The sequence below is a fragment of the Chryseobacterium sp. JUb7 genome, assembly GCF_024806495.1.
Classification (GTDB): Bacteria; Bacteroidota; Bacteroidia; order Flavobacteriales; family Weeksellaceae; genus Chryseobacterium.
The window spans coordinates 143,154-154,616 of sequence record NZ_JANUFF010000001.1; the positions used below are offsets into that span (position 1 = coordinate 143,154).

Annotated in this window: 11 protein-coding genes; 3 read left to right on the plus strand and 8 right to left on the minus strand. The window is 34.9% G+C overall.

Annotated features, from left to right (window positions below; genetic code table 11):
• Positions 1 to 5: 5 nt before the first annotated feature.
• Entirely contained in the window at positions 6 to 515 is a 510-nt protein-coding gene (locus M2373_RS00635; RefSeq protein ID WP_259106399.1) for a hypothetical protein, read from the plus strand.
• Positions 516 to 592: 77 nt separating this feature from the next.
• On the opposite strand, the gene M2373_RS00640 is transcribed toward M2373_RS00635, so the two are convergent.
• From M2373_RS00640 to M2373_RS00650, 3 genes are all read right to left on the minus strand, one after another.
• The gene (locus M2373_RS00640; RefSeq protein ID WP_259106401.1) at positions 593 to 2,155 is read right to left on the minus strand and encodes a hypothetical protein; all 1,563 of its coding nucleotides are present in this window, start codon (positions 2,153 to 2,155) and stop codon (positions 593 to 595) included.
• 438 nt (positions 2,156 to 2,593) lie between these two features.
• Positions 2,594 to 3,640, minus strand: coding sequence for an HlyD family secretion protein (locus M2373_RS00645; RefSeq protein ID WP_259106403.1), 1,047 nt, complete (start codon positions 3,638 to 3,640; stop codon positions 2,594 to 2,596).
• Positions 3,641 to 3,645: 5 nt separating this feature from the next.
• Positions 3,646 to 4,983, minus strand: a complete 1,338-nt coding sequence (locus M2373_RS00650; RefSeq protein WP_259106405.1) for a TolC family protein — start codon at positions 4,981 to 4,983, stop codon at positions 3,646 to 3,648.
• 35 nt (positions 4,984 to 5,018) lie between these two features.
• Between M2373_RS00650 and M2373_RS00655 the strand changes: the two genes are divergently transcribed.
• A complete protein-coding gene (locus M2373_RS00655) occupies positions 5,019 to 5,924 on the plus strand; it encodes an AraC family transcriptional regulator (RefSeq protein WP_259106407.1) in 906 nt (301 codons plus the stop codon).
• 299 nt (positions 5,925 to 6,223) lie between these two features.
• Here the strand turns inward: M2373_RS00655 and rplI are convergent, their stop codons facing one another.
• The 3 genes from rplI to rpsF form a co-directional block, all read right to left on the minus strand.
• Positions 6,224 to 6,745, minus strand: a complete 522-nt coding sequence (gene rplI, locus M2373_RS00660; protein WP_259106408.1) for a 50S ribosomal protein L9 — start codon at positions 6,743 to 6,745, stop codon at positions 6,224 to 6,226.
• A gap of 166 nt (positions 6,746 to 6,911) precedes the next feature.
• Complete coding sequence (rpsR, locus tag M2373_RS00665; protein WP_007844708.1) at positions 6,912 to 7,214, minus strand: 30S ribosomal protein S18; 303 nt, start codon at positions 7,212 to 7,214, stop codon at positions 6,912 to 6,914.
• A gap of 31 nt (positions 7,215 to 7,245) precedes the next feature.
• Positions 7,246 to 7,587: a 30S ribosomal protein S6 gene (gene rpsF, locus M2373_RS00670; RefSeq protein WP_259106413.1), complete on the minus strand. Its 342-nt coding sequence runs from the start codon at positions 7,585 to 7,587 to the stop codon at positions 7,246 to 7,248.
• A 131-nt stretch (positions 7,588 to 7,718) separates the two neighbouring features.
• Here rpsF and M2373_RS00675 point away from each other — a divergent pair, with 131 nt between their 5' ends.
• Positions 7,719 to 8,318 (plus strand): hypothetical protein, encoded by a 600-nt coding sequence (locus M2373_RS00675; protein WP_259106415.1) that lies wholly within the window; start codon positions 7,719 to 7,721, stop codon positions 8,316 to 8,318.
• A gap of 91 nt (positions 8,319 to 8,409) precedes the next feature.
• On the opposite strand, the gene M2373_RS00680 is transcribed toward M2373_RS00675, so the two are convergent.
• Positions 8,410 to 9,768, minus strand: coding sequence for a chloride channel protein (locus M2373_RS00680; protein WP_259106417.1), 1,359 nt, complete (start codon positions 9,766 to 9,768; stop codon positions 8,410 to 8,412).
• A gap of 251 nt (positions 9,769 to 10,019) precedes the next feature.
• Positions 10,020 to 11,447, minus strand: a complete 1,428-nt coding sequence (locus M2373_RS00685) for a beta-lactamase family protein (RefSeq protein ID WP_259106419.1) — start codon at positions 11,445 to 11,447, stop codon at positions 10,020 to 10,022.
• Between the last annotated feature and the right edge of the window lie 16 nt (positions 11,448 to 11,463).

Consider the following 11,463-nt stretch of genomic DNA (forward strand, 5'->3'; position numbering starts at 1 on the left):
TTGAAATGAAAAAAGGATTTTTTACATTGATAATAATGATTTCCGGAAGTTTATATTCACAGGTTGCTATTGGAAAAACAACGTTGGAATCTGCATCTTCCTCATTGGAATTCGGAACAGAAAACAAAGGAATTGTTCTTCCATGGGTTACAGATACATCGGGAATTCAAAATCCTGTGAACGGCACCTTAATCTTTGACGCCTCCGATAAGAAAGTTAAAGTCTATCAGAATAACATCTGGGAGGATCTTTCGGTAGATGCCACAGGAATTGCCGACACAGGCCTGCAGGATGCTTTGACTGAAAATTCTATGGCAAAAATGTCTATCGGGGTACCAACTGCAACTTCAGGAATTCTGGTACTGGAAGACAATGACAAAGCCATGATTTTGCCTAAAATTGCCAGTCCGCATCTCAATATCATTTCTCCTTCCGCAGGAATGATGGTTTATGATACGGTGAAAAAACAACTCGCTGTTTTTAATGGTTCGGTCTGGACATTCTGGGGCGAGTGAGTTGTGGCTGGAAGTATAAAGAGTTTTAGAAGGGCTCATTTACCTCCGGCTTCCATCACCAAGCTTCCAACCAAAACTTACATAATATTTCTGACGGCAATTTTTACAGGATGGTATAACAAAACCACAAAAGCAGTAACTAAAGCCAGCCAAAATAATCCCGTGAAAATTTCCATATTGGAGAGAAGAATTGCCTGTGCATTAATTTTTGTTTTAAAAGCTCCTGCCGTCATGGATAATGATTCATTGACAGGAAGTTTAGCCATATTTGCCCCAAAAATCTGACTCCATTGTGAATAAAAAACTGGATTGGTGTCTGTGAAATTTGAGCTTAAAGTGTCCGAATGTTTTAGTGTTAAAAATAACATCAGGTTTTGCATTAAAGCATATCCGATAGCAGTTGTCCAGAATCTGGTTGCAGTACCGACTGCGGTTGCATTGGAAACGTATTGCTCGGGCGTTCCTGCAATTAAAAAGAATACCAGAGGTGTAAACAGCAACCCCTGTCCAAGGCCCTGAAGAAATAACGGCGGACAGATCATCTGAAGGGTAGTGTCGGGATAAAAAGTATAGGTGAACCACGCGCAATCAATTGCCAGGATGAGGAATCCGGTGAAGAAAACCAATCTTGAAGATGCTCCTTTTGTAATACATAATGCAGACAGAAAAACGCCCAAAATGCTCCCTGCAACATTCCAGTATTGAATTTCGACAATATAATCCCAGGGCCATTTCCAGACTGTTGCCATGATGCTGTAAACGTTATTGATAGATGATCTCAGAATATAGAAAATAAAAAAAAGAATGACTCCTGCAATCAAATTCTTAGAACTGAAAACTTCAAAATGAAAAAAAGGACGAGGCTGATTTCTTTGTTTTAACATAAATAATCCTCCAAAAATCAAGAAAATAAGAAAACAGAAAATAATAATATCAGATTCAAACCACATCAGTCTTTTGCCATAAATCAAAGCGTATCCACCTGCCTGAAGACAGACCCAAAGGAGAAACCAGCTTGTAATATCTAACTGATACAAAGGTTTTTTAGGAAAAAATCTGTTTTTATTGAAAATAGCAAAGGCAATGATCAAAACAAAAACATGGAAATAGACCATCATTAAGATCATATGTTTAAAATCGTAATCTTCAATGCTGGATTTCATTAAAGAAGTCGTCAATGTTCCACCTGTAAGAATAATCGTATACATGAATGTGTAAGCGATTTCTTTGGCATGTCTGGTCTTGAGTTCGGCAATAATCAACGGTAAAAAAATGGCGCCCTCCAATACACCGAAAACACCTTCCAGAAAACGGATCACCAAAATAATATGATAATCACTCGTCACCGAAAGTCCGTAAAGAATGAGGATGGAAACGGAAGACATCAGCAATGTGTAGTATTTCACACTGAAGTAGGCCATAAACCGCTGTATAACTAAAAGGGTAACCACAAATGTCCCGTACATCAAAATCATTAAGTATTGGATGTCGTCTGAATCTACATCCATAAAAGAAGACGTGAAGGCGCTATTGGAGTGCAAAAGCGACAACAACATCAGGTGGGGAAACAATGCCAGAATAAGAAGTGGCAGTTTCAGCCATTGTGGTACCCATTTATGATAAACTGTATTGTGCTGCATAACTATTATACATAAAAAGTAAATTAGATTACTAGTTAATTTGAGAATGATTTAATAAAATTTTCGTCAGTTCGGGTGCTTTTCGTAATGAAATGAAGAAAAATGTATCGGGAACCTTGTGATTCGATTGAACTTCTCGATACGATTTTTTTCAAAAATCTACTCGAAGTGACGTGAGTTTCTATTCAGTAATTAGCTAATAGTTTACTTAAAAAAATGCGAAAAGACAAAAGGGCAAAGGTGTAAAAAAAGTAAAAGGTAAAATGGCAAATATGCTCAAGAAAAAATCTGCAAATTCGCGATTTTGCGGTTTTGCCTTTTCGCTAAAAAAATAATTTAATTGGTTGTTTTAAACTTGAGAAAAAGGAATTCGAAAAATTTAAATCTTTTACATACATCTAACGGCTAAAAACGCTCAAATTCCCCTGTTCTCAAACTCTATATCTTTTTTGCACTCACCAGAACATTCATGCCGGAAAGTAGCTTTTCATTATTTTGATTATGATCAAGAATAATTTTTACAGGAAATCTTTGTTCGATTTTAACGAAATTTCCCGTTGCATTGTCTGGTTTTACTAACGAAAACTGGGAGCCTGAAGCGGGCGAAACAGAAACGATTTTACCTTTGAATTCTACGTCAGGATAAGCATCTGCTGTGATGATAACTTCTTGATTCTGGTCGATTTGCCCCAACTGGGTTTCTTTATAATTGGCAATGATCCATTTTTCTTTGCTTACAATCTGAACCAGAGCCTGACCTTCTTTAATCAACTGACCTTCCTGAATCGTTTTCTTACCGACCCAACCGTCGTAAGGCGCTGTAACCACTGTGTAGGATAGGAAAAGCTTAGCATTGTTCAAACTTGCTGAGCTTTGCTGGATCTGGCTTTTTACCGGAGCTACTTTTGTTTCCTGTTCGTTTACGCTTGCTCTCACAGCATTTTTCTGCTGTTCCAAAGCTAAAAGGTTAGCTTTTGCCTGTTCGTAAGAGGCTTTTACGTTTTCAAACTGTTGCTCAGTTGCAGCATCTTCTGAAACAAGATTTTTATATCTTTTAAAATCCTGTTCGGTTCTCCATATATCGATTCTGGCAGAAGCGATTTTGGCGTCGATGATTTTTGTATCACTTGCTTTTGTATTTACTCCGCTTTCAATGGTATTAATATTCTCAGAATTCGCATGAAGACTGGCTTCAGCCATTTTCACCTGATTGACGAATTCACGATTATCAATCACAATCAGAGTATCGCCTTTGTGAACAAACTGATTTTCGTTAAACTTAATTATTTTAATGAAACCCGAAACTTTACTTGAAACAGGCGTAATATATTGTTCGATTTGCGCATCGTTGGTCGTAACATTTTTTCTGGAGAAAAGATAAAAGCTTACCATTCCCGTAATCCCACTGATAATAAGGATCCACGCCAATAAAGTAATCGTTTTGTTGATTCTTTTTTCCTTTCGTGTTAATTGCTTCTGTGCCATAGTTTTTACAGGTTTCCAATCGTGTATTGGAGTTGATAATATTTAAGTTGTCTGTTTATTTTTACGGAAATAAGATTGGATTGAGCTTCCAGATAAGCATTGTCAGCATCGATTAATTCTGTGATTAAGCTTAGTTTATTCGCATATTTTGTTCTTACAATGCGGTAGTTTTCCTTTGCCTGAGTAATTGCTTCTTCTGCAATTTTTACCTTCTGGTCTGTTTCTTCAAACTTTTTATAAGCTTCATATACATTATGTCTGATGTTTTCTTCATTTTCCTCGATCTGTAATGTAGCCAGGTTAATATTTTCCTTTGCTTCCTGCATTTTGTATTTATTTTTATACAAACTTTCGATAGGATAGGTAAGGTTGACTCCAATCATTCCTAAACGGTAGGCATAAGGCTCGGGTGGAAAAAACATCATGTTCGGATATTTTAAAAAATATTCTCCACCAGCTGTAATTTTCGGTAAATAATTAGCTTTTGTAATTTTTTGATCAAGTTCTTTCAACGAAAGATTTTTGGTCGCCATTTCAACAGATTCATTTTTGTGTAAAGCAGTTTCCGTTAGCTCATTTACATAAGGGATTTCCGCTTTTTCTGAAATTAAATCTTCGGTATCAACGTGCATTTCCTGAATTTCGGGAAGTGACAGAATGGTTTTCAGCTTATGTTCGGCGATCTGTACATCGTTATCCAGTTCTGTCCAGCTCATTTTGTGATTGGAAAGCTGTAAAGATGTTCTCAGTACTTCATTTACCGTGACAACACCATTGGCTTTTAAGGATTTCACCTGTTTGATATTGACAGAATCTTCTTTCATTTTATCATTAATCAAACCTTGCTGTTCTTTTAAATGGTGAATCTGAAGAAAAGCAGTGATGATTTCCATCGTTAACTGTCTCTCGTCCAAATGTGTTTTCAATGAAGAAATTTCAGTGTCAATGGCTGCTTTCTTTTCGGTATTTTTGATCTTTCCGCCCATATAAACGGGAATGGAAGCAGAAAGGGTAAAATCATACATTCCATTGATTACATCATATTTTGTCGCTTTTCCAAATACGCCATTTTCGTGCTGAAAAAGATTCGAAACCTGATTGTAGCTTGTATGGAATTCAATATCCGGAAGTTTTTCCATTTTGAGGTCTTTCTCTTTGGTCTCGGACATTTCATTTTTCAAATGACTGATCTGAATTTTTTTATTGTTTTTTAATCCGATCTCAACTGCCTGTTGTAGGCTGAGATGTTGAAAATCTATCATCTGTGAGTGTAAAAGGTTGCTTATCAGTAATAAGCACAACGCAATACAGTGATATCTGTGTGCGTCAAATATCATTTTCATAAATTTATTAAAGGTTTTTTGCTAAATTGATTTTGATGTTGCAAAGTTACGATGCCCATATAGGGACACGATTTGTGAAAACAGAAAAAGATTTGCTCATTTACGCCAAATTGAAATTTTCTTCTTACCTTTATTTTATGAATGACAGTCATTTTGGAGCCGTTGAAGAAATTGATGCTGAATTTTATGTTTATCATGTTCTTACAGGAAGTGTAAAAACTGAGATTCATCATCACAGTTCTGCACAATTAGTATACGCAGAAGGCGGTATTGTGCATATTTTTACTGATTTGAAACACTGGTATTTACCAGCAAGATGTTTCATGTGGATTCCTGCAGGAACGCCTCATTATATTTTTTCTACCAGTCCGAAAGTAGATTTATATAACTTTTATTTTAAAAAAGAGGATAATGAAAGTGGCTTTTTTGATGAAATTAATATCTATTCGGTCAGTCATTTATTGAGAGAGATGATTTTATATACAAAAGACTGGGATGGGAAAATCACAAAAAATGATGGCGCCAGATATTATTTTCTCAAAGCATTAAAGGGGATTCTGCCTGAAAAGCGTGATAAAAAACTGGCATTTCCTGTTCAGCATCCTTTTCCTAATGATGAAACCCTGTTAAAGATCGCACAATACATTCATGCGAACCTTGAAAAGCCTTTAAGTATAGAGTCTACGGCTAAAGAATTCGGGATGAGCACAAGAACCCTTTCAAGAAAATTTAAAGAGATGCTGGGGATGAATTACGTGCGTTTTTTGCGGTCATTAAGAATTACACGTTCGTTGGAATTAATGATTGAGGGAAAGTATAATATGTACGAAATTGCCATGATGGTGGGATATAACAGCCTTTCATCTTTCAGTAATATTTTTAAAAAGGTAATTGGGGTTGCTCCGAGTGAATATCAGCAGAAACTGAAAGGAAATAGGTGAGTGGAAGTATTTTTAGAGTATTTTGGGGAAGCAATCTCAAAATAAAATTAGCTCAATAATTGGATTTCCATGAAGTTTGTCATTCTGAAAGAATTTCAACAATAATTTTTATCATTAGGCCCCTACAAAAAGAGTCTAGATTCCTACGGAATGACAAATTGGATGTAAAAGTTTAATATAGTAATAGTTTATTTTTAAAGATTGCTTCGTCGCTATGCTCCTCGCAATGACGACATACAAAAGCAAAAAACCACTTCAAACGAAGTGGTTTATATATTTGAGAAAATCTCTTTAGAATCTTAAGCTTCTTCAGAAGGAGTTTCTTCTACAGCAACTTTAGCTTTAGGAGCAGCTGGTTTAGGAGCTTCTACCGGTGCGTCAGATACGATGTCGAATTCGAAGTTGTACTCAACATTTCTGTGTAATCTGATGTTAGCAGTTACTTTACCAGTTCTCTTAATTGTGTTACCAGGGATTTTGATATATTTCTTCTCTACAGAAACTCCAGCTTTAGCAAGAGCAGCAGAAAGATCTGCATTATTGATAGATCCGAATAATTTATCACCAGAACCTACTTTTGCAGGAATAGTAACAGAAGTTTTCTTCAATTGGTCAACTACAGCGTTAGCAGCAGCAACTAATTTAGCTTCTTCTTCTTTTCTAGCCTCCAAAGTAGCTTCAAGAGCTGCTACATTTTTAGGAGTAGCCAAAAGTGCAAATCCTTGAGGGATTAGGAAGTTTCTAGCATAACCAGGCTTTACGTTTACTGTGTCGAATTCAAGACCTAAGTTTTCTACGTCTTTTTTTAGGATAATGTTCATTGTTGTTGTCCTTTTTTAGATATTAGAAGTTAGATGTTAGAAGTTAGAAGTTAGACATTGTCTGTTATCTGAAATCTGTTGTCTGAAATCTAAAATCAAGTTAGAATTAAAATTTATTCAGCAACAAAAGAAGAGATTGCTCTCTTCTTTTATTTATTTTTTTAGCTTATTTCAATAAGTCAGCTACGTACGGCATCAAAGCAAGGTGTCTTGCTCTTTTGATTGCTGCAGAAACTTTTCTTTGGTATTTCAAAGAAGTTCCAGTGTATCTTCTTGGTAAAATTTTACCTTGCTCGTTTACAAATTGTAATAAGAAATCAGCATCTTTGTAATCAACGTGCTTAATTCCGAATTTTTTGAATCTACAATATTTCTTTTCAGATTTTGTATTGATATCAAGTGGAGTAAGGAATTTTACTTCTGATTCTCCTCCAGCTGAGGCTTGTTTAGCCATTTCATCTATTGCCATGTCTTGTCGTTTTAAAAAATTGGGTTAATAATTAAGCTTTAGCTGCTTTTACTTTAGTTCTTCTAGTGATAGCGTACTCTACAGCGTGCTTGTCTAATTTTGTAGTAAGGTAACGGATAACTCTCTCGTCACGTTTGAATGCTAATTCTAGATCAGCAACTACAGTACCTTCTCCTTTAAATTCGATTAAAGTATAGAACCCATTCTTTTTTAATTGGATTGGATAAGCTAATTTTTTTAATCCCCAGTTTTCTTTAGCAACGATTTCGCAATTCTTTTCTTTGATAAGATCTACAAATTTGTTCACTGCTTCCTCCACCTGTGACTCAGATAGAACGGGAGTTAAAATGAAAACAGTTTCGTAATTGTTCATAATGTTAAATGAATTTGTTAATTATTTCGAGGTGCAAAATTAATGTAATTTTATAAACTATACAACTTTTTGTTGTGTTTTAATGTATTTGATTGTATTTTCGCTCATCTTTTAAAAAAAGAGTTAAGACCGTGAAAAACAAGAATTATATTTTACCTTTATTATGTTTTAGTACATTCTACTTTTGTCAGGATAAAATTTCTAAGAAAAATGGTCATCAGCTTGATGCTAAAATCATTGAAATAGGTCCTTCTAATATCATTTATAAAGAACTCGATAATCTCGACGGACCAACGCGTTCTCTTGATAGATCCGAAATTTTTCAAATAACGTATAATAATGGAAAAACTGAGGTTTTTGGAAAATATTCCAATACCAACGATGTTAAAGATTTTATTGTTAATAAAATAAATGAATTTGGAATTGACAGAGATGATGACCATCAAAAGCTCCAGGCGAAGTTTGAGGGAGATCAGATTGAAATTAATTCTATCAATAAAAAAGGAAAAGTTTTAAATGAAGACGTTTTTTGGGATTTAAGCAAGGTTATTAAATTTCATAATATTTCCGCAAGAAAGAATAATGTTTACTATTTGAATATCGTCACCTATAAAACTGAAAAATCTAAAGTAGAAATAGATAAATTAGTGATTAAAATGACGGATTATGAAGCTGCAGTTAATGTATTGGAAGCAATGAAGGATTTACAAATTATGCTTAAGAAAGATTAATCTGTTTTTTTGATTTATTAAAATCCAAGCAAATTTTATGGTGCTAATTTTTATGCTATTTCAATAAGTTAAAATTCGTTGCCCCAATAATTCAGTCTTTATGTTCCTGCCTTATTTCCTTTAAAAAATTAACCTTAATCAGATCATAAAGTGAATGTCTGCTGACCAGGATAGAAGCAATAGAGGATACCATTCCTGCAAGCATTAAGTGAAAAATCAGCGAATGTCTGTCGGTCATTTCCAAAACAATAATGGCTGATGTAAACGGTGCTCTGGTTATCCCTGTAAGGAAAGCGACCATCCCTGCAAGAACAACTACATTCGTTTCATTAGGAGTTAAATGGATAGCCCCCGAAATTACGGATCCGATGCTGGCTCCGGCTGTAAGTGCAGGAGCAAAAATACCTCCGGCGCCACCAGAAGTAAAAGATAGGGCAGGACCCAGCATTCTTAAAATCGGAACATACCAATCCTCATGTTTATCCTTGGTAAAGAGTACACGCTCCATGATTTCCTTTCCCGAACCTAAAATTTCTTTATTGATGAAGAAAGCAATGGAAGCGATGATGAGAGCACAAATCACCAGAAAGGCAACATTGGCGCTGTCTGTTTTCAGGTTTTTCTTTTTCCAGTCGTTCATTTTAAGCATCGTAACGGATAGCTGACTTGCCAGAATACCCGCAACACCACCTACTAAAATAATCGGAAACATAACCATTAATGAGACATCATTCGTTTTTGGATACCCTAAGTATAAATAAGAACCAGCTAATGTCTGAGCGGTTAATCCTGCAATGATAACCGCTGTGAATAAGGCTGTTTTGAAATAATTAATGTGAGTTTTTGAAAGTTCCTCAACCGCAAATACAATTCCGCCAAGAGGTGTGTTGAAAGCTGCCGCAAGACCTGCCGCTGCTCCTGTCATAATCATATTTTTCTTGGATATTTTCGGCCACCATTCCGGAAGATATTCGTTAACTTTTCTGAAAACCGAACCTGCAATCTGAATGGTGGGACCTTCACGGCCAACAGCTCCTCCGCCAATGACCAGAGTCACGGAAGAAATGATTTTAAAAACAATGATCTTTAAACTTAATAAACTTCTGATTTTTGTATGCTCTTTTGGGTTGGCCAGTTCAACAGCAGCCATTACCTGAGGAATTCCGCTTCCTTTAGCATTAGGTGCAAATTCTTTCACCAGCCACCACGAAAGGACAAAGCCAATCGGTGCTATGATAAAAATCGTCCATGCATGCCAGCCCATCATCGCATGAAGCAGGTTTTCGCCCCATGCAAATATTTTAGCATACATCACTGCCACAAAGCCTGTGATTACAGAACCTATCCAGAAAGGAATAGCCTGAAGTAAATTGTATTTCAGTTGTTCGTTCCGGATATTATCGAAAGATTTTTTGAGGCTTCTTCGGATGAGGGTAAAGATTTTCAGCATTTGTTTGTTTTGGGGATATAAAAGTAAAAGAATTTAGGATTAATTTCCAAATAAAAATCCCAACGTCTGTCGGGATTGATTTTTTTTAAGGTAAATTTATTCGAAATTTCACTGAAAATTACATGCAGATTTTAATTTTCATGTATACTCCTAATAGTAGGCTAGTATGAATGTTGCCTTCTTAATAAAAGGTGTCAAATCTTTATTCAACATAAAAAAATTGCATTTTAAAGCATTTCTGCCAATATGAATTATTTTTTCATCAGCTTTTCTATTTGATCAATCATATTTTGAGCATTTGTGTTCTGTGGATTCAGTTCAAGGGATTTTTTATAATTTTTTAAAGATAAATTGTAGTTTTTAGCTGAAAAATAACCATCTCCCAAACTATCAAAAGCGTTGGCAGACTGTGGGTGTTCTTTTAGATTGAGTTCAAAAACTTTAACGGCTTCATCAATTCTTGAATTTCGTAATAAGATATAACCGATATTATTTAAAGTGTCTTCAAAATCCCATTTTGAACTTTCTGATTTTACTTTAAAATAATTTTTTTCAGCATTCTGATTGTTTGGTTTGGCAAATTCAGCAATAATAGATTCTTCAGCCAAAGAATAATTATCCATTAATTTTTTATCGATAATAGCTGCAATGCCATTAATCATATGATACTGTGCCGGGAAGAAATTATATCCATTAGACATCATAATAATGGTCAAATTGTTTTGTGGAAAAATCCTGTATGCGCTTACATTCCCGCCAGAAAATCCGTATGACGGAATATTATTCACTTTATTAATCTCCCAGCCATAGGCAAAAATGTCTTTCTTGTTTCCAAATTCGAAAGGCTGCCACATCATTTCTTTGGTTTTTTGATTCAATAAATTATTCTTACTAAGGTGGCTGCTCCATTTTAAAAAAGCGGGCAGAGTAATTGCAATTCCATTTCCTGGATATGCCTTTTTTCCTTCGACATCTTTAGATTTTTCATATTTTTTCGTTTCCGAATTGTAATTATATTTTATAATACGATTGGGGATTTTTTCAAGAGCATTTGATGAATAAACAACCTGATTTTTTACATCAGAAAATTGATTGTTTAGAATGAAGTTTTCAAAAGACTGTCCTGTAATTTTCTCAATAATCATCGAAAGAAGCATATAATTTGTTTGATTATATCTGAATTCATTTCCTGCTGTAAAATCCATTTTCTCTTTACTCAAACGTTCAATCGCCTGAGAGCTGGAGTATTCTGGTAAAATATCATTGAAAGCAACAAAATCCGGCACTCCTGAAGAATGAGTTAGAAGATTCTTCACCTTCACATTTTGCCAGTTCTTTGGTATATTTTCAACGTATTTTGAAACATTATCTTCTAAAGATAATTTACCCTGTTCAATCAGTTGAAAAATACCGACGTTGGTCATTAATTTTGAAGTTGAATAGACCCTAAACATCGAATTGGGATCAACTTTTTTGTTGTCTTCCAGATTTTCTGTACCATAATATTTTTCAAAAATTATTTTGTCATCTTTTAAAACTCCAATTGCCAAACCTGGAATATTATTAGTTTTAATAGCTTCTTTTACATAATTATCGATCGATTTTTGTTGTTCGGTTTGCTGTGAGAAAGCTACGGGGGAAACATTTAGAGCTAAAGCTGCAATAAGAATTTGTTTCATATTTTGATAAATCTGG